This window comes from Sulfitobacter sp., from assembly GCF_036960155.1.
Classification (GTDB): domain Bacteria; phylum Pseudomonadota; class Alphaproteobacteria; order Rhodobacterales; family Rhodobacteraceae; genus Sulfitobacter.
This window is the reverse complement of the sequence record NZ_JBALWB010000007.1, coordinates 58,510-77,275: the sequence shown is the minus strand read 5'-3', so window position 1 is coordinate 77,275 and position 18,766 is coordinate 58,510. Positions and strand designations below refer to the sequence as shown.

Below are 18,766 nucleotides of genomic sequence, written 5' to 3'. Positions count from 1 at the left end.
CACATGGTTTGTCGTGTTAACATATAGCTATGCGTTGCTGAGAACAGTAACAATGGGCGCATACTCTGATTTCTATGCTGTGGTGCGTAATTTGAGGGCAATCTGCGCTGCAAGACGTGCATTATTGCGAACCAACGCGATATTTGCCTCCAGCGAGCGGCCTTCGGTCAGCTCAAATATGCGTTGCAGCAGATAAGGGGTGACACCTTTTCCAGTGATCCCTGCATTGGCGGCATCTGCCTGTGCGGTTGCAATGATGGGGGCCATTATCGTCGCGGGAATTTCGGCCGCTTCGGGGATTGGGTTTGCAATCAGCTGACCACCGGGAAGGCCAAGTGCCGCGCGCATTTTGTGGGCCTGCGCGATTTGGGCAGGGTCATCCATGCGCAAGGGCGATTTCAGCTTGGAACCACGCGACCAGAAGGCAGGAAATGCGTCTTGGCCATAGGCGATAACAGGGACGCCTTGCGTTTCCAGCACCTCTAGGGTTTTGGCTACATCAAGGATGGCTTTGGCACCTGCTGCGACAACAGTCACAGCTGTTTGCGCCAGCTCCATCAAATCGGCAGAGATGTCAAAACTGTCTTCGGCGCCTTTGTGAACGCCGCCAATACCGCCCGTCGCAAACACGTGGATACCAGCAAGCTGCGCGGCAATCATTGTTGCGGCAACTGTAGTTGCACCGGTGCCACCCGTTGCAATGCACGCGGCCATGTCCGCACGGCTGAGTTTTGCCACACCTTTGGTCTGGGCCAAACTGCTCAGTTGGTCTGCGTCCAATCCGATGTGCAACGTGCCATCCATCACCGCAATGGTCGCCGGAACAGCACCCGCTTCGCGAATGTCACCCTCAACAAGACGAGCAACTTCGATGTTTTGCGGATATGGCATGCCGTGGGTGATGATGGTGCTTTCCAAGGCCACAATTGCAGCACCTGAGGCGCGGGCAGCAGTGACTTCGGCGGAATAAGCGATAGGGATCATATGGTTGTTTCTCCGGAAACATAAAGGGCAGCGGCCGATAGGGCATCATCCAGCGCGGATTCGGCGGGTTGGCCACGTAACTCAGCGGCGATATGCGCCGCCATAAATGTATCGCCTGCACCTGTCACGCGTGTGACCGAAACGGGCGGTGGTGTTTGTGTAACTGTCTGCTCAGGACTGGCAGCAGTTGCCGGCTTGCCGCCGTCGGTGACAATAGCCCGCGCCGCGCCGCGTTCCAACAATGTTTCAGCAGCAGCGGATGAACTGTCAAAATGCATTTGGCACAGCAGACCTGCTTCTTCGAGGTTAACATAAAGCGTGCCGCGTCCTGTTTGTACAAACGGGCTGAGCCGCAGTGCCTTACCCGGTGATGCAGGGGCCACGCGCAGATCAGCCTGCGCCAACAACGGGCTGCGCGCCATTTGAGATAGAAGAGCGATCGTGAGGTTTCCATCTAGGGCAACCGCACCTGTATAGGGCTGCTTGGCGACCTCAAGGGGGCGCAAAATCTTGTCGCCTGCTGCTTCTAATGAATGTGCGTCAGCTATTGCTGCAATCAAACCATTGCTGCCCTCAATCGCCATGTATTGATCTGTCGGTAAATCGTCGGAGCGATAAATCAGGTCAGTTCCAAGGCCGCGTGCATGGCAAGCCGCAATCAGGGCGTCGCCGTCCGCATCTCGACCGACCGCACTTAACAATGCAGGATGCAGGCCAAATCGGCGCAGCGCCATGGCAATATTCAATGCAACACCGCCGGGCAGGCGGGTGATACGGCCTGGCATATCAGAGCCTTGCCGCATGGGCGCATCAGAGCGGCCAATCACGTCCCAAAGAACGGAGCCAATACATAAGATTTCAGGTTTGTCAGTCATGTGGTTGGTTTTGACGCCATGTGCCCAGACGCGCAAGCAGTTTGCAGATCAGTTTGCAGGAACCGCAAACGTCAGCGTCGCCCAAAGCGTTTCCCAAACAGGTCCGGCCTCAACCGTGGGCTCCCCTTTTACGGGACGCAGGACAACAGCATCCAGCATATAGTCCATTCCCCCTTGCACAGGTATCGCTGCATGACCCTGATCGTCGGTTCTGGTAATGGTGACAATCACTTCATTATTTGTGTCACGGGCATATACCTCAACCTGAGCATCGCTGCGCGGCGCGCCGTTATACAAAAGGGATACATCCAAAGTGCCGTCAAAATCCGCATCATACGGATTATCGAGGGCGATAAATTCGGTCACCAGCCCAAACTCACGATCCGCACCAGCGCCACTTCCTACTGCAATCAATGATTTGGAATGGCGGGTGTAGGTCTCTTTGAAGTTCTCTTGTGCCCAACCACGTGCAGCGTGGATCGCAAAAGCGTCTTGGAAATCTTTATGTTCGACAAATTTCACAAATTTCGCCCACTCGCGATATGTCAAAATAGACGGCGCTGCTTCGTGTGTGAGAATCATCAATCCGTCTTGTTCAGGGGCAGGCACCTGGATTGCTGGGCGATCGCCCATGCGGCCCATGATGGGGGTTGTCCGCATACCCATCGTAACATCAAGCCGAGTGTTGCGTTTTTCGAAAAACGATTGAGCAGTGCCAGCAAATAACTGCCCGTTTCGCAGGTCAGCCACAATTGGCGCATCCTTTTTCACTTGAAACTCGGACGGTTCAATCCAAAACTCGTGGGCAATGGCCATCGGCGCGTATACGAGGGTGGCACAGATAAATGTACAAAAACGGGTGAGTTTCATGAAACGGTGTTCCTTGTTGCTGGTTGTTAAGCTGGCGTTTGCGCTAGTGATGTCAAGCACAGTTGCCCACGCGCACGAAGTTGTGCCGACAATTGCCGACCTAACAGTGACTGATGCGCGTGCAGAACTGACCTTGCAGATTAATCTTGAGGCATTTCTAGCGGGCGTTGATTTGGATGTCGTTCAAGACACCAACGAAGCCCCCCAAGCAGATGACTATGACACGCTGCGCGCTTTAACGCCTGAAGCCTTGGCCGAACGTGCGCCCCAACTATTGAAGGGGTGGAATGCGCTGCCTGTGATCAGCGTGGATGGTGTGGCTTTGGTGCTGGAAACGGTCGACGTAGATGTGCCTAGTGGTGTGAATGAAGAACTCCCGCGGATTGCCGTATGGCAGTTGACTGCCGATGCGGCGGTTGGCGAAAAACTAACAGTCACATTGCCTAAAGGCGGTGGTGATATGGTCCTGCGTCAACAGGGCGTTGAGGCCCCATTTACCGGATTAATCAGCGGTGGCAGCAGTGCGGAAATAACACTGAGTGGTGGTGACGCTTTGAACGGCTGGCAGACCTTTGCGGAGTATATCCCCGTTGGGTTTGATCACATTCTGCCCAAAGGGCTGGATCATATCCTGTTTGTGTTGGGGCTGTTTTTCCTTTCAACCCACTTACGTCCGCTGGTCTGGCAGGTTTCGGCATTCACCTTGGCCCATACTGTCACTCTTGCACTTGGTGCGATGGGGTGGGTGAACGTTCCTGCCAGTATCGTCGAGCCCCTGATCGCGGCATCCATTGTCTATGTAGCGGTTGAAAATATCTTTACCTCGGGCCTTAGCCCTTGGCGACCAGTTGTGATCTTTTGCTTTGGGTTGCTGCACGGGTTGGGCTTTGCCTCCGTCTTGGGAGAGTTCGGCCTGCCAGCAGGCCAGTTTGTGCCCGCGTTGATTGGGTTCAACATTGGCGTGGAGCTGGGGCAGTTGACCGTGATTGCGATCGCGTTTGTACTGGTAGGCTGGGCCATTCGTAAAATATGGTACCGCCGCGCAATCGCGATCCCCGCGTCCTGTGTGATCGCGGCGGTGGGTGCGTATTGGGTGATTGAACGGACGTTACTGTAAGGGGTTAGCTTACTGCTGACCACAACGTGTTAAGGGCGGCCAAGGGATCTTCTTGGCTCCAGATCTCATTGCCGATGCCGAAAAAGTCGGTTTTGGAGGAAAGCGCGGCGATCATTGCGAGGTCCAGCTGGCCCTCGGCAACGCAGGGCACTTCGATCACTTCGGACCACCACTGGAACAAATCGCCTTCAGCGACTTCGCCGTCATCCAGCGCGGTCGCTTGGACGGGGCCAAAGGCCACGTAGTCAGCGCCCGCTTCGCCAGCACCCATTCCGTCATGGCGTGATCCGCCGCAATAGCTGCCTACAATCGCATCAGGGCCTAGTACTTTGCGTGCGTGGCGCACGGAGCGGGCTGCATCAGATAGGTGAACACCATCAAGGCCGAGACGTTCGGCCAGCAACGTATGATCTGCAATCACCAGCGCAACTTCGCGTGCATCAGTCACAACGCGCAATGTATCTGCGGCGCGGGCTAGGTCGTCTTCGTCGCGTGTGGAAAGGGCAAGGCGCACACAAGACGTTGCATGGGCGTCCAGAATTTTACCCAAAACATCGGGAAAGCTCTGCAAATCCAGCTCTGGTGGTGTGATGAGATAAAGCTGCGGCTGTTCTGGTGCGTTTGACATGGGTCATATCCTTTGGATGCGTGACGTGTGACTAGCTTAATCCGGCGCAGGATGGAAACTGAAATCCTCTGTCTGCATCATATTGGCAAGGGCAGGGGCGCGGGGTATGAGGTCAGTATGACAGTTCAGACACCTTCCGCCCCCAGCTTTGTCCTTGTGCGCCCTCAAATGGGTGAAAACATAGGGGCCGCTGCCCGTGCCATGCTTAATTTTGGCTTGGATCATATGCGTATTGTTGCCCCGCGTGATGGCTGGCCCAATCCGGCGGCGGTTGCGATGGCATCTGGTGCGGGGCGTGTGCTGGATCATGCGCGTGTATCCCCTGATTTGCCCGACGCGTTGGCGGATTGCAGTTTCGTCTTTGCAACCACCGCGCGCGACCGTGATTTAACCAAACCCGTCTATACTCCTGAGGCAGCGATGAAGCTGGCCGCTGAGAAGATCGCAGCTGGCGAACGCGTTGCCGTATTGTTCGGGCCAGAACGCGCAGGCCTTGAGAATGACGACATCTCGCGCGCCAACGCAATTGTATCGGTGCCGGTAAATCCTGAGTTTGCCTCCCTCAATTTGGCGCAATGCGTTTTGTTGATGGGTTATGAATGGATGCGTCAGCAGGGCAATCACACACCCATTGTACATGAAATGGCAGGCACTGATTGGGCAGATAACTCAGAGATCGAGCATTTGGCCAAACATTATGAAGAACGCATGGAAGACGCGGGTTTCTTTTACCCCGAACACAAGGCCGCCTCGATGAAGACCAATCTGCGCAACATGTGGAGCCGTTTGCCGTTGACACGTGCGGATGTGCAAATCCTGCATGGGACACTTCGGCAAATGGTCCGCTGGAAGGAACGCGGCTAGACGCTATATAGTCTAGCAAGTACCACAAAGATACGAACCCAACGGAGGGCATATGGCCACCAATCGGAAGCTATTTGAAGAAGTCGGCGCGGACACGGCAAAGCCTGTCGCCACAAAAGGTGTGATCGATGCGGGGCGCGGCGGCGCACGCGGCGCGATCCGTATTTGGCTGATGATCCTGTTTGCGTTGGTGTTCCTGATGATCCTTGTTGGCGGAGCCACGCGCCTGACCGACAGTGGTCTTAGCATCACGGAATGGCGTCCATTCACGGGGGCGATGCCACCCTTGAACGCAGTTGACTGGGAATCCGAATTTGCGAAATATCAAGAAATAGACGAATTCCGCCTGCAAAACAGCTGGATGACGCTTGGCGATTTTAAATTGATTTACTGGTGGGAGTGGGGCCATCGTCAGTTGGGCCGTGTGATTGGCCTTGTCTGGGGACTGGGCTTCTTTTGGTTCTTGCTGCGCCGCCAGATCCCTACAGGCTGGACGCCGCGACTATTGCTGCTTGGCGGGCTTGGGGGCCTACAGGGCGCAATTGGCTGGTGGATGGTTTCCTCTGGTGTGACCTCGGGCACAGCTACAACGGATGTGCACAGCGAACGGCTGGCGACGCATTTGGGGCTCGCCTTTGTTATTATGGGGTTCATCACATGGTATGCCCTTAGTCTTGGCCGCCCTGAACGTGACCTGATGCAGGCGCGCCGCGCCAAAGAGGCGAAGCTATACGGGCTTTCCACTGGTTTGCTACATTTTGCGTTCCTGCAAATCTTGATCGGCGCATTGGTTGCGGGCATTGATGCTGGGCGCACCTATACCGATTGGCCGCTGATGGCAGGGCAATTTTTCCCACCCCAAGCCTTTGAACTTGAGCCTTTGTGGAAGAACTTTATCGAAAACCCCGGATTGGTGCAGTTCATTCACCGCATCACAGGCTATCTGCTATTTGCCTTTAGCGTAGTGGTTTGGCTGCGCGGTCGCGCATCGGCGCACCCCAATACCCGCTTTGCGTTTAACGCGGTGTTTGCCGCAATCGTTCTGCAGGTGGTGCTGGGCATCACAACAGTTCTTTACGCCGCGCCTTTGACCCTCGCCTTGATGCACCAAGGCTTGGCTGTGCTGTGCTGGGTCTTGATCCTGCGCGCGCGCCACCTTTCCCTTTACCCTATCGCGACTTCGCTCAGAGGAGCCACCAAATGACCGCTTATGATGACCTGATGGAATTCACCCGTGACACGCAGGCCTTGGGGCAGGTGGCAGGCCGCTTGGGCTGGGACCAAGAAACCATGATGCCGCGCGGTGCTGCGCCCCAGCGCGCCGAGGAAATGGCCGCAATGGAAAGCGTGCTGCACGCGCGCCGCATTGATCCACGTGTGGGTGAGTGGCTAGAAACGATTGACGGGAAATCGCTGGACGACGTTGGCCAAGCAAACATGCGCCACATCCGCCGCAGTTTTGAGCGCACGAGTAAAGTGCCAGCGGCGCTAGCCACCAGATTGGCAAAACTAACGTCAGCAGCGCAAGGTATCTGGGCTGAAGCGCGCGAAGCGGATGATGTCAGTGCCTTTGCTCCGACATTGGCTGAAATCATCATGCTCAAGCGTGAAGAAGGCCATGCGTTGGCGGCGGGTGGTGATGTCTATGACGCGATGCTGGATGATTATGAACCGGGAACGTCAGGCGCTGATCTGGAGGCGATGTTTGGTGCAATGCGCCCCGTCCTGTCAGAACTACGCGCAGCGATCCGCGAATCCAAAGGGCCAACGCCGCTAAAAGGTACTTTCGATGAGGGCGCGCAGATGAAGTTGACACGCCTGCTGGCTAAGACATTTGGCTATGACATGGCGCGCGGTCGTGTCGATAAGGCTGTGCATCCGTTCTCATCGGGTTCGGGCCTTGATGTGCGCATCACCACGCGCACCAACCCTGCCGATCCGTTCAACTGTTTCTATTCCACGATCCACGAGGTCGGCCATGCCGCCTATGAGCAGAACATCAACAGTGACTATCTGCTGACCCCGCTGGGCAATGGCGTGAGCATGGGCGTGCATGAAAGCCAAAGCCGCATCTATGAAAACCAGATTGGCCGCAGCCGTGCGTTCACTGGCTGGTTGTTTGGCCAGATGAAAGACGCCTTTGGCGATTTCGGCGTGAAGACTGAGGACGATTTCTATGCCCTCGTGAACCGCGTTGGCGATGGATACATCCGCACCGAAGCGGACGAGCTGCAGTATAACCTGCACGTCCTTCTACGCTTTGATCTGGAACGCGCATTGATGTCGGGTGATCTGCAAGTGAGCGAACTTGAGTCCGCGTGGAACGACCGCTTTGAGGCTGATTTTGGTTATGCCGTTGATAAGCCGTCCAATGGTGTTTTGCAGGATGTACATTGGTCCGTTGGCCTGTTCGGGTATTTCCCGACGTATAGCTTGGGCAATGTCTATGCGGGCTGCCTGAACGAGGCGATGCGCACTGCGTTGCCAAATCTGGATAACCAGCTGGCCAAGGGCGACACATCCTCAGCCACGGCATGGCTAGGCAAGAATGTACAAACGCACGGTTCGTTGTATGAGCCACGCGATGTGATTGAGCGTGCGGCAGGGCAAGCGCCCACCGAGGCACCGCTGCTGGGATACCTCAAAGAAAAATTTACCGGTATTTACAACCTCTGAACGCCTACACATACGGACAAATAGCCGCCTCAATTTGAAGCGGCTATTTGATTAAAATGGTTCCTGAGCAGTCTCTATGACTGCTTTGAGCACAATTCGCCTGATGCTGCACTCCGCTCCGACGACGGGTTTGTACAGGAAAGTTGACCTTGAATTTTTCGGCAGAATACGGGTAAGAAAATTCCCCTCAGACGGAAATTCAACGATCGGAAATAACTACAATCGAGAATGTTCAATGATCTTGAAGTGTATTGCTTCAATCTAAAAACGTAATCAATTCTTCGATACATCGAGCAGAAAAATCGCCTTTCGTTGGCACGTTCTTAAGGACGTGCGGGCAAATATCTGTGCCTTAGCCAAAGGTGGTTTGTGGGGCACGGATGTTTACTTTCAACGCTGAAGACAATGAATTTGCGGCTTCCACTGGAAGTAATGTAAATAACGGATACAACGGCTCAAACACGAGCCAGCTTGACTACCCTCCAACCTCGTCAAGAGACCTATCGATAACGTCCGGTAGTAATGACGACGATGCCAGGCTGTTTGAGGTAGGTGAAACATATACCGTGCAGTGGACTGGCGGGCCCAGCGGCGGTGCCTACATTGAGAATGCTGTCGTAATTCGGTCCGACTCTTTCTCTGAAAGCAGCGGTGCAATCATATTTGAAGGCACGGACGAAAACGGTGATCTCACACAAGTCGTTTGGTCTCCAGGATTCGATTTGGAGCAATGGTACTGGGATAATTTTGACGGCGGAAATTCACCAGGTTTCTATACGACGGATCAAATTGATGGTGACCACCGTTATGTATGCTTTACTGAAGGAACGCCGATATCAACACCAGTAGGCGCTGTTCCCATTGAGAATTTGGCTGTTGGAGACTTGGTTCACACAGTTGACCATGGACTCCAGCCAATCTTATGGAAGACTGACCGACGAGCTCCAGGTGTAGGCAAATCTGCTCCCATAAAAATCGATGCAGGCACATTTGGCGCGACTGCGCAGGTTAAGCTATCACCGGATCACCGCTTGTTGATAAGGGGGGGCGCCGTTGAACTTCTTTTTGGTTCTCAGGTTGCCTACGTTCCAATAAAGGCCTTGGTTGGCCAGTGCGGGATATCTAGAATTGAAGTCCCTCTAGTGAGATACATTCACCTACTACTCCCAACACATGCTGCATTATTGGCAAATGGATTGCACTGCGAATCCCTTTTGGCGGGCGATGTTGCCCTTGGAAATCTCGGATCTGGCTTTCAAAAAGCATACAAAAAGCTCCAACCAAAATTGGGAGAACAGCGCGCAGCTTATCCCTGCCTCAAAGTTTATGAAGGTCGCCTTTTGGGAGGGGCAACATCAGTCAGGATGCATGCCTAGATTGCATTCAAAAATGATCTAATGTTTGCTTTTTACTGGGAGCTACCACGCGCCAACGGCAGCAAAATCCGCAAAGCCGACATAACAATGGGGTGTACCTCTAGAAACACTCGGGCAGTTTTCGAAGAGTGAACTCGATCTAGCCTCCGTTGGCAAAGAGTCTTACATTGCTATTTTGACCCTACAAATTAAAGAGCCGCCTCAAATTGAAGCGGCTCTTTATTGATTTGAGGGTAAAAAGGCTTACTCGGTCGTATCGCCTTCGACTTCGCCCTCAACAACATCTTCATCACCTTGATCGGCAATCCAAGCAACGGACACGACAACTTCGTTTTTGCCAGTATCAAACACCTTCACACCGCCTGCACTACGTGAGCGGAACGAAATCCCCTCAACAGGCACGCGGATCGACTGGCCCTTGGAAGTGGCGAGCATGATCTGGTCTTCCATATCGACGGGGAAGGAGGCCACGATCTGGCCGCCACGCATGGCTTTGTCCATCGCAGTCACACCCATGCCACCACGTCCACGCAGTGGATAATCATGGCTTGAGCTGAGCTTACCAGCGCCGCCAGCAGTAATGGTGAGGATCAAGTTTTCGGACGCTGACATTTCGGCGTAACGCTCTTGTGCCAGTGGCATATCGGCGTTGCCTTCTTCTTCGTCAACGCTATCCGCATCATCAGCCAGACCCGCCATCGCGCGGCGCATCTTGAGGTAGGCGGCGCGTTCATCGCTGCCCGCGTCAAAGTGGCGAATGATGGACATTGAGACAACTTTGTCGTCTCCGCCCAGCTTGATGCCGCGCACACCAACCGAGTTACGGCTGTTGAACACACGGACATCAGTGGCCCGGAAGCGGATTGCGCGGCCCGAGTTGGTCACCAGCATCACATCGTCATCATGGCTCGCGATGCGGGCATTGATGAGGGTGGTGCCCTCATGCTCGTCCTCAAACTTCATCGCGATCTTGCCGTTGCGCATGACGTTGGTGAAATCAGACAGTTTGTTGCGGCGCACGGTGCCTGCGGACGTGGCGAATACCACCTGCAGGTCGTCCCATTCTTTTTCGTCACGGTCCACAGGCATGATCGCAGCAATCGAAACACCTGTCGGGATCGGCAGGATGTTCACAATCGCCTTGCCTTTGGACGTGCGGCTACCTTGCGGCAAACGCCATGTCTTGAGCTTGTAAACCATGCCATCCGTTGTGAAGAACAGCAGTTGCGTGTGGGTATTGGCTACAAAGAGGGTCGTGACGACATCCTCTTCTTTGGTGGCCATGCCTGACACACCTTTGCCGCCACGGCGCTGGCTGCGGAAATCGACCAATGGAGTACGTTTAATGTAGCCACCAGAGGTGACAGTCACAACCATATCGGCGCTTTCGATCAGGTCTTCGTCGTCCATATCGCCAGACCAGTCAACGATCTCGGTGCGGCGTGGAACAGCGAATTTTTCTTGTATTTCAACCAGTTCTTCACGGATGATCGCCATGATCCGGTCTCTGGACCCTAGGATTTCCAGGTATTCCTTGATCTTGCCAGCCAGCTCTTCGAGTTCGTCTGTGACTTCTTTGACACCAATCTGGGTCAAACGCTGCAGGCGCAGCTCAAGGATCGCACGGGCCTGTGTTTCGGACAGGTTATAGGTGCCATCGTCGTTTGCCGTATGTGTCGGATCATCGATCAATGCGATGTAGGGCAAAATGTCTTCGGCAGGCCAGCGGCGCGTCATCAGTTTTGAACGCGCTTCGGCTGCATCCGCAGAGGAGCGGATGGTGGCAACAATTTCGTCAATGTTGGTAACGGCCACGGCCAAACCACACAAGATGTGGCTGCGTTCGCGGGCTTTGCGCAGCAGGTGGGCCGTACGGCGTGCTACTACTTCTTCGCGGAAATCGATAAAGCATGTCAGGAAGCGGCGCAGCGTAAGTGTTTCTGGACGCCCCCCGTTTAGCGCCAGCATGTTACACCCGAAATAGGTCTGCATGGGCGTAAAGCGGAACAGCTGGTTCAGCACAACTTCGGCGGTTGCGTCGCGCTTTAGCTCAACAACAACGCGCACACCATTCCGGTCGCTCTCGTCTTGTACGTGGGCGATGCCCTCAATCTTTTTGTCGCGCGCGGCCTCTGCAATCCGCTCGATCATGGTGGCTTTGTTCACCTGATAGGGGATCTCGTCTATAACGATGGCCCAGCGGTCCTTGCGGATTTCCTCGATGCGCGTTTTGGAACGGACGATAACGCTACCGCGCCCTTCAAGATACGCTTTGCGTGCGCCAGTGCGGCCCAGCATCATCCCACCCGTTGGGAAGTCAGGACCGGGGACATACTCAATCAGCTGCTCAGACGTCAGATCAGGCTCTTCGATCAGGGCCAGACAGGCATCAATCACTTCGCCAAGGTTATGGGGCGGGATATTTGTAGCCATACCAACCGCAATACCCCCCGCGCCATTAACAAGCATGTTGGGAAAGCGGGCAGGCAGAACAGTAGGCTCACGGTCTTTGCCGTCATAGTTGTCCTGAAAATCAACAGTTTCTTTGTCGATATCAGCCAGTAAGAAAGCAGCGGGTTTATCCATGCGCACTTCGGTATAGCGCATAGCGGCGGCGTTATCGCCATCCATCGAACCAAAGTTGCCCTGACCATCCAAAAGCGGCAGGGACATCGCAAAATCCTGTGCCATCCGGACCAATGCGTCATAGATCGCACTGTCACCGTGTGGGTGGTATTTACCCATCACATCACCGACGCCGCGCGCCGATTTACGGTAGGCTTTGTCATGCGTATTGCCAGCTTCATGCATGGCATAAAGAATGCGGCGGTGAACAGGTTTTAGACCATCGCGAAGGTCGGGAATCGCACGAGAAACGATAACCGACATGGCATAGTCGAGATAGCTTGTGCGCATCTCATGCTCAATCGTCACCGATGGCCCGTCATAAACAGGCCGCACGGGAAGGTTTTCGTCTTCGTTTTCAGGGGTTTCCGGCGTGTCGTTCAATGTCTGTCCCAGCTTTGCTGATGTCTTCTATATATTGGGTCTTAGTATAGCGCGAAGCCCAGATAAGGTGCAATGCCATTGCGCAGGCGACACCTAATTGGCGGCATTTAACTGCGTACATAACTTCGAAGAAACTGACCAATCTTTGTCTCTGTCTGGTCTGACGCCACGTTACACTGCCTATACCTGTTTGCGCCGTTAAGCTGCCCCCAAATCGAGGAGAAACACCCATGCAACGCCTATTGACCGATCACAAGAACATCACCGAGACCAGACTGGAAACCGTACCTTCCGAGCTGCTGGGTTCAGGGCAGGCCCGTTTGAAGCTGAGCAGTTTTGCACTGACGTCCAATAACGTAACGTATGCGGCTTCGGGGTTTGCCATTGGGTATTGGCATTTCTTCCCGACAGGGATTGAGGGGCAGGGACTGGTTCCAGTTTGGGGCACTGCTGAGGTTGTTGAAAGTAACAGTGACGATTTAGCGGTTGGTACGCTTTTGTACGGTTTTTATCCGCTGGCAGAAGAATTGGTCATCACACCCCAATCCGACGGGCATGGCGGGTTCGTGGACGCGGTTGCGCACCGCGCCGAGCTGCCGGCGGTCTATAACCGCTATACCCCAGTGCGTGCGGGTGACGCTGACCAAGACCACATACGCGCGCTTTTGCAGCCTCTGCTCGCGACCTCATATCTGTTGTTTGATTGGTTGATGGACAATGATTGTTTCGGCGCAAAACAAATCATCATCGGCAGTGCATCTTCCAAAACAGGGCTGGGCTTGTGTAAATATCTGGCTGAACCCGAAGGGCGCGAATATAAAATCATTGGCCTCACGTCTGAGGGTAATCGCGATTTTGTTCAGGGGTTGGGCGCATGTGATCAGGTCCTTACTTATGACGAGATCGCGCAGTTGCCATCTGAGGATTCGGTTTATGTAGATATGTCTGGCAATGCGCAGGTTAAGGCGCAGGTGCATTCAACGCTGGGCGCGCATCTGAAACACTCATCAGCGGTGGGGATCAGCCATTGGGACCAGTTCCAACCGCAGGTTGTTCTTGAGGGCGTAAAGCCACAGTTCTTTTTCGCACCAGCCCAAATCGCCAAACGTCGCGAAGAATGGGCCCCCGGCGTTATCGAAAAACAAATTACCCAAGCATGGAAGCGACTGGCCAAAGATGCCTCTAGCTGGCTGGACGTTCAGGTCCATGGCGGGATCGGGCAGGCGGCTGATGTCTACGACGCCTTGGCAAGCGGGAGTGCTAACCCCCGCGATGGTCACGTTATTCGGTTAAGCGTAGATTAAGCCGAGCAGCTGGCACCGCCAAGAACGCAGAACTTGGAACAGTGAGGATGGTTGAGCGCGACATCGCGCTCGGCCTCTTCCAGCGTTTCACCCAGTTCAAATTCGGGGGCATAGGGCAGAAGGGTACAGGCCAGCACAGCAGGCTTGTCCGCGCCGCGCCGTTTGACCACCATACGTGAAGACGAACACATTACTGCATCAGGGGAGACATCCAAGATGCTCCAACATGCAGTGGTGATTTCGGGCACTTCGACGTTTTCATCCATCTCAGGAAATAATACAGTCATACCCGCATTTTGCGCATCGATATTAAAGTCATGCTCGGCATAGAATTCCGCATACCCGCGGCGGCTGTCTGCATCACTGTCACCAAATACTGAACGCCCTGCGACGGCCATGGTGAAACCGTTTTCAGATAACCACTTCATGCCTGTTATGGTCTTGTCGAATGCTCCTGATCCACGTTCGGCATCGTGTAGCTCTCGGCTGTAATGATCTACGGAAATGCGCAACGTCAGCTTATCGGGGTAGGCGGCTTGCAGGCGCAGCAACCCTTCACGCATTTTTTTGCGCATCATTGGCATCATCGCATTGGTAAGAATCAACACGTTATATCCGCGCTCTAGGGAGGCCTCGGTGATGTCGATCATCTGGGGGTTCATGAACGGTTCGCCGCCAGTAAAGGCGATCTCGGACACGTTCCATTTGCGGTCTTCTAGTTGGTCTAGATAGTCCCGCACCTCTTGGGCCGTGATGTAAACCAGCGCATCATTTGTTGGACTGGACAGGATGTAACAGTTGGCGCATTCGATGTTGCACAGGGTTCCAGTATTAAACCACAACGTTTGCGGATTGCTCAGCGCAACCGTCGCGCGCGCTTCACCCTTGGCAGTAAGGGTTGGATTCGTAAATTTACCTTGATTGGCCAATGCGAGATCTTTCACATCCATGCCCTCCTGTACTCGTTCCTAGTCTTCTAGATGGGGTATGTGGTCCGCAAAGACAAGAAAACACCTTTTTGGCCATTTGCACACTGTTGTGAAGTCGTGTCACAAAGAATGTTTGCGCTAACACAAAACTATTGTATCAGAGGTCCCGAGACGGTTCCTCCGGTGCCCAACCACTGGTAGGATAGCCAAATAGAGTTTGAGTATCGAAAACGTGCTGCCATTGGCGGTGCGAAGCACAAGAGGCATTATCCATGGTTTCACGCGTCATTCCTGTTGATCTGTTTGATCTGGTAATTTTTGGCGGCACTGGCGATCTTGCAAGGCGCAAGATTTTGCCTGGGCTCTTCCATCGCTTTTGCGTAGGCCAAATGCCGCCCGAAGCGCGCGTGATTGGTGCGGCGCGCAGTGACCTTGATTCTGACGGGTATCGCCAGATGATCCGCGAGGCGATCACCGAATTTGGGGGTAAACAGGCCAGCGATTGCGATCGACTTGAAGCGTTTCTTGCCCAGTTGGAATATGTGACCATTGATGCGCGCGGCGAACAAGGCTGGAAAGAGCTTCAGACGCTGATGGCCGGAAAAGAACGGATTGAGGCCTATTACTTCTCCGTTGCACCAGCCCTGTTTGGAGACATTGCAGAGCGTTTGCAGAAATGGGGTATGGCGGATGATGCCGCTAGGATCGTTGTTGAAAAACCCTTTGGTCGTAACCTAGAGACCGCGCGTGCGCTGAACAAAACACTGGCGACCTATTTTAACGAAGATCAGATCTACCGCATTGATCACTACCTTGGCAAAGAAACTGTTCAAAACCTGATGGCCGTGCGGTTTGGTAATATGCTGTTCGAACCGTTGTGGAACAGCCAGTACGTTGATCACATCCAGATCACGGTGGCTGAAACCGTTGGTGTTGGTGGGCGCGGGGAATATTACGATAAATCGGGAGCCATGCGCGATATGGTGCAAAACCACCTGATGCAACTGTTGTGCCTGATTGCAATGGAACCACCTGCGCGGTTTTCACCTGATGCGGTGCGTGACGAAAAGCTAAAAGTGATACGCGCGCTTGAGCCTGTTGCTCCTTACCACATCGTGCGAGGCCAATATCAGGCGGAGCCCTGCAACGAGGCTGAAAACCCCGGCTACCGAACAGCCGTTGAAAACCCACGCTCGCGCACAGAAAGCTTTATCGCGCTGCGCACCGAGATCAGCAATTGGCGGTGGGCTGGTACGCCATTTTATCTGCGCACGGGCAAACGGCTTGCGGCGCGCTCGTCCGAAATCACTGTTGTTTTCAAAGACACCCCGCATAGCATTTTTGGGGATGAGGCAGGGCGTCACCGCAATGTTTTGTCCATCCGCCTGCAGCCCAATGAAGGCATCACCCTTGGCGTGACCATCAAGGAACCAGGCCCGGGCGGTATGCGCCTGATCGACGTGCCCTTAGATATGAGCTTTGCCGAGGCGGTGAATTCGGAGGATGTGGATCACGTGGATGCCTATGAGCGGCTGATTATGGATGTGATCCGTGGCAACCAAACCCTGTTTATGCGCGGCGACGAAGTTGAGGCCGCGTGGGCGTGGACAGATCCGATCATTGAAGGGTGGGAGGGGCGCAATGATGTTCCTAAACCTTATGACCACGGCAGTTCCGGCCCAACGGATGCCACCGAACTGATGCGCCGTGAAGGTCGCGAATGGCGCAAGTTGACAGAGTGAACAAGGTGACGAAATGAACATGATCGAATACCCCAGCCGCGACGCGCTTATGGAGGATGTCGCGATTGCGCTTGCTGCTGATTTACGTGCCGCGCTTGAGCAAAAAGACACCGTGAGCTTTGCTGTACCTGGCGGCACAACGCCCGGTCCGGTTTTTGACGCACTCTGCGCCATCGATTTGGACTGGTCGCGCGTTCATATTCTACTAAGTGATGAGCGTTGGGTGCCTGAACGCAATCCGCAATCCAACGCCGCGCTGATACGCAAACGCCTTTTGACGGGTCATGCTGCCACGGCTCAGTTCACTCCCTATTTCAGGGCCGATATGGATAGCACCAGCGCGGCAAGTGCCTTGTCTGTTGAATTGTCAGGTTTGGCACCGATTGATGTTTTGTTGCTGGGCATGGGCGCAGACATGCACACGGCGTCTTTGTTTCCGGGATCAGACGGGTTGGCGGATGCATTAGCTGAGGATGCGCAGATGCTGTTGCCCATTTCCATCGAAGGGCAAGATGTACAGCGTTTCACCTTAACCGCGCCCTTTTTGCGCAGTGCAAAGGCAACACATGTGCTGATCACTGGCGAAGATAAACGCCAAGCCATTACACAGGCGCAAAACCTGTCTCCTGCTGAAGCGCCCATTCAGACTGTCCTCTCCAACGCCACCGTTCATTGGAGCGCAACATGACCCATTGGAAAACCCTGAGCGAACAACACGATTTAGCTGCAGAGCGGCGTATTTCAGACCTGTTTGATGATCCCAAACGCGCGCAGGCGTTTGCGACACAAACTGGGGACATGTATTTTGATTATTCCAAAACCAACATCGATCCACAAACCCGCGAAACGTTGCTGGCCTTGGCGCGTGATAGTGACATCGAGAGCAAACGCGAAGCAATGTTTTCCGGTGTCCACATAAACGAAACCGAGGACCGCGCAGTATTGCACACAGCCTTGCGCAACCTAGATGGCGGCCCTGTGATGGTTGACGGCGTAGATGTTATGCCAGCCGTTCTAGACACACTTGCCGCCATGCGGACATTTGCAACCAAGGTGCGTAGTGGCACGTATACTGACGTTGTTAACATCGGCATCGGCGGTTCGGATTTAGGGCCTGCAATGGCCGTCAGGGCGTTGTCACCGTATCAGGACGGCCCAAGGTGCCACTTTGTTTCAAACGTGGATGGCGCTGATATCGCAGATACTCTTCGGGTGTTGGACGCAAAAACAACGCTTGTGATTGTGGCCTCAAAGACATTCACCACCATCGAAACCATGACAAACGCTCGTACAGCGCGCGCATGGATGTTGGATCATGGCGGTGACCCAAAGGTTCAATTTGCCGCCCTTAGCACGTCTGAGGAAAAGACCGCCGAGTTTGGCATCAATCCGGCGCATGTCTTTGGTTTTGAAGATTGGGTTGGCGGGCGTTATTCGGTTTGGGGGCCCATTGGCCTGTCTTTGATGATCGCCATCGGACCCAAAGCGTTTGATGCGTTTCTGCGCGGTGCGCAGGCGATGGACACGCATTTCCGTGCCGCTGAGTTACATGAAAACATGCCTGTTTTACTGGCTCTGGTGGGCATATGGCACAACCAGATTTGTGGCAACGCCACGCGCGCTGTGTTGCCGTATGACGAACGGCTGGGCCTTTTGCCAAGCTACCTTCAGCAGCTTGAAATGGAATCCAACGGCAAAGGTGTTCAACGCGACGGCGCGGATAGCCCGCGCAACACAGGCCCCGTTGTCTGGGGCGCGGCCGGCACAAACGGCCAGCACGCGTTTTACCAGCTGATCCACCAAGGCACGCGTGTGATTCCTTGTGAGTTCCTGCTTGCCGCGCAAGGGCACGAGGCCGAGCTGGCCCATCATCACCAGTTGCTGGTCTCCAATTGCCTTGCCCAATCAAAGGCGTTGATGCTGGGCCGCTCCCTTGAGGAAGCGCGCAAAATCGCTGCCGACAAAGGCTTTAGCGGGGATGATCTGGAACGCCAAGCGCGCCACCGCGTGTTCCCCGGCAATCGCCCTTCAACCACGTTGCTGTATCCCCAGCTTGATCCGTTCACGTTGGGACAGATCATCGCGCTTTATGAACATCGTGTGTTTGTTGAGGGTGTGATCCTAGACATCATCTCGTTTGATCAATGGGGCGTTGAGCTGGGCAAGGAACTGGCAACATCCCTACAGCCTGTTGTTGAGGGAACTCGAGATGCATCAAATGAGGATGCTTCGACAGCCACGTTGGTGGATTTCATTCACCGTCACCGCGACTGATCTTGAATTAGGGCAGGGCGCTCACTGGGGCTTATTGTCTGCTGATCGCTTGTCGGTTGTGCGCCCACGCTCCAAACGGCTCTTACAGAAAACTTCGAGCGCGAAGTGATCGCGGGCC

15 protein-coding genes are annotated in these 18,766 nt (G+C 54.4%); 9 read left to right on the top strand and 6 right to left on the bottom strand.

From position 1 onward, the window contains the following. Positions 1–72: 72 nt before the first annotated feature. Genes V7775_RS15590 through V7775_RS15580 form a run of 3 tightly spaced genes read right to left on the bottom strand, consistent with a single transcriptional unit; the run spans position 73 to position 2,729 of the window. The gene (locus V7775_RS15590) at positions 73–984 is read right to left on the bottom strand and encodes a pseudouridine-5'-phosphate glycosidase (RefSeq protein WP_335752832.1); all 912 of its coding nucleotides are present in this window, start codon (positions 982–984) and stop codon (positions 73–75) included. After that, entirely contained in the window at positions 981–1,859 is an 879-nt protein-coding gene (locus tag V7775_RS15585) for a PfkB family carbohydrate kinase (protein WP_335752831.1), read from the bottom strand. Before V7775_RS15585 ends, V7775_RS15590 begins: the two co-directional genes overlap by 4 nt. A 48-nt stretch (positions 1,860–1,907) precedes the next feature. Continuing rightward, on the bottom strand, positions 1,908–2,729 hold the full coding sequence (locus tag V7775_RS15580) for a DUF4198 domain-containing protein (RefSeq protein WP_335752830.1): 822 nt from the start codon (positions 2,727–2,729) through the stop codon (positions 1,908–1,910). On the opposite strand from V7775_RS15580, the gene V7775_RS15575 reads away from it, so the two are divergent. Then, positions 2,728–3,846 (top strand): HupE/UreJ family protein, encoded by a 1,119-nt coding sequence (locus V7775_RS15575; RefSeq protein WP_335752829.1) that lies wholly within the window; start codon positions 2,728–2,730, stop codon positions 3,844–3,846. The genes V7775_RS15580 and V7775_RS15575 overlap by 2 nt on opposite strands. 4 nt (positions 3,847–3,850) lie before the next feature. Here V7775_RS15575 and V7775_RS15570 read toward each other — a convergent pair whose 3' ends face one another. Next, entirely contained in the window at positions 3,851–4,474 is a 624-nt protein-coding gene (locus tag V7775_RS15570; RefSeq protein WP_335752828.1) for a thiamine phosphate synthase, read from the bottom strand. A 117-nt stretch (positions 4,475–4,591) separates the two neighbouring features. Here V7775_RS15570 and V7775_RS15565 point away from each other — a divergent pair, with 117 nt between their 5' ends. From V7775_RS15565 to V7775_RS15550, 4 genes are all read left to right on the top strand, one after another. Continuing rightward, positions 4,592–5,338 (top strand): RNA methyltransferase, encoded by a 747-nt coding sequence (locus V7775_RS15565; RefSeq protein WP_335752827.1) that lies wholly within the window; start codon positions 4,592–4,594, stop codon positions 5,336–5,338. 52 nt (positions 5,339–5,390) lie between these two features. Further along, entirely contained in the window at positions 5,391–6,542 is a 1,152-nt protein-coding gene (ctaA, locus tag V7775_RS15560; RefSeq protein WP_335752826.1) for a heme A synthase, read from the top strand. After that, positions 6,539–8,014, top strand: coding sequence for a carboxypeptidase M32 (locus V7775_RS15555; protein ID WP_335752825.1), 1,476 nt, complete (start codon positions 6,539–6,541; stop codon positions 8,012–8,014). Before ctaA ends, V7775_RS15555 begins: the two co-directional genes overlap by 4 nt. A gap of 380 nt (positions 8,015–8,394) precedes the next feature. After that, positions 8,395–9,390, top strand: coding sequence for a Hint domain-containing protein (locus tag V7775_RS15550; protein WP_335752824.1), 996 nt, complete (start codon positions 8,395–8,397; stop codon positions 9,388–9,390). A 243-nt stretch (positions 9,391–9,633) separates the two neighbouring features. Here the strand turns inward: V7775_RS15550 and gyrA are convergent, their stop codons facing one another. Next, on the bottom strand, positions 9,634–12,399 hold the full coding sequence (gene gyrA / locus V7775_RS15545) for a DNA gyrase subunit A (RefSeq protein ID WP_335752823.1): 2,766 nt from the start codon (positions 12,397–12,399) through the stop codon (positions 9,634–9,636). A gap of 230 nt (positions 12,400–12,629) precedes the next feature. Between gyrA and V7775_RS15540 the strand changes: the two genes are divergently transcribed. After that, positions 12,630–13,703 (top strand): DUF2855 family protein, encoded by a 1,074-nt coding sequence (locus V7775_RS15540; protein WP_335752822.1) that lies wholly within the window; start codon positions 12,630–12,632, stop codon positions 13,701–13,703. On the opposite strand, the gene V7775_RS15535 is transcribed toward V7775_RS15540, so the two are convergent. After that, positions 13,700–14,647: a radical SAM protein gene (locus V7775_RS15535; RefSeq protein WP_335752821.1), complete on the bottom strand. Its 948-nt coding sequence runs from the start codon at positions 14,645–14,647 to the stop codon at positions 13,700–13,702. The two genes, V7775_RS15540 and V7775_RS15535, sit on opposite strands and share 4 nt — an antisense overlap. 257 nt (positions 14,648–14,904) lie before the next feature. Here V7775_RS15535 and zwf point away from each other — a divergent pair, with 257 nt between their 5' ends. From zwf to pgi, 3 genes are read left to right on the top strand one after another with little or no spacing between them, the layout of a single operon-like run. Then, positions 14,905–16,374 carry a glucose-6-phosphate dehydrogenase gene (gene zwf, locus V7775_RS15530; RefSeq protein WP_335752820.1) on the top strand — a complete coding sequence of 490 codons (1,470 nt, stop codon included), beginning with the start codon at positions 14,905–14,907 and terminating at the stop codon, positions 16,372–16,374. A gap of 13 nt (positions 16,375–16,387) precedes the next feature. Continuing rightward, on the top strand, positions 16,388–17,062 hold the full coding sequence (gene pgl, locus V7775_RS15525; RefSeq protein ID WP_335752819.1) for a 6-phosphogluconolactonase: 675 nt from the start codon (positions 16,388–16,390) through the stop codon (positions 17,060–17,062). Then, entirely contained in the window at positions 17,059–18,648 is a 1,590-nt protein-coding gene (gene pgi / locus V7775_RS15520; protein WP_335752818.1) for a glucose-6-phosphate isomerase, read from the top strand. The genes pgl and pgi overlap by 4 nt, the downstream gene beginning before the upstream one ends. Positions 18,649–18,766: the final 118 nt, after the last annotated feature.

Coding starts and splice junctions, on each gene's coding strand:
- V7775_RS15580 (WP_335752830.1), bottom strand. CDS start 2,729: ATGAAACTCACCCGTTTTTGTACATTTATCTGTGCCACCCTCGTATAC.
- V7775_RS15555 (WP_335752825.1), top strand. CDS start 6,539: ATGACCGCTTATGATGACCTGATGGAATTCACCCGTGACACGCAGGCC.
- V7775_RS15590 (WP_335752832.1), bottom strand. CDS start 984: ATGATCCCTATCGCTTATTCCGCCGAAGTCACTGCTGCCCGCGCCTCA.
- pgi (WP_335752818.1), top strand. CDS start 17,059: ATGACCCATTGGAAAACCCTGAGCGAACAACACGATTTAGCTGCAGAG.
- V7775_RS15570 (WP_335752828.1), bottom strand. CDS start 4,474: ATGTCAAACGCACCAGAACAGCCGCAGCTTTATCTCATCACACCACCA.
- zwf (WP_335752820.1), top strand. CDS start 14,905: ATGGTTTCACGCGTCATTCCTGTTGATCTGTTTGATCTGGTAATTTTT.
- V7775_RS15575 (WP_335752829.1), top strand. CDS start 2,728: ATGAAACGGTGTTCCTTGTTGCTGGTTGTTAAGCTGGCGTTTGCGCTA.
- V7775_RS15540 (WP_335752822.1), top strand. CDS start 12,630: ATGCAACGCCTATTGACCGATCACAAGAACATCACCGAGACCAGACTG.
- pgl (WP_335752819.1), top strand. CDS start 16,388: ATGAACATGATCGAATACCCCAGCCGCGACGCGCTTATGGAGGATGTC.
- V7775_RS15565 (WP_335752827.1), top strand. CDS start 4,592: ATGACAGTTCAGACACCTTCCGCCCCCAGCTTTGTCCTTGTGCGCCCT.
- ctaA (WP_335752826.1), top strand. CDS start 5,391: ATGGCCACCAATCGGAAGCTATTTGAAGAAGTCGGCGCGGACACGGCA.
- V7775_RS15550 (WP_335752824.1), top strand. CDS start 8,395: ATGTTTACTTTCAACGCTGAAGACAATGAATTTGCGGCTTCCACTGGA.
- V7775_RS15585 (WP_335752831.1), bottom strand. CDS start 1,859: ATGACTGACAAACCTGAAATCTTATGTATTGGCTCCGTTCTTTGGGAC.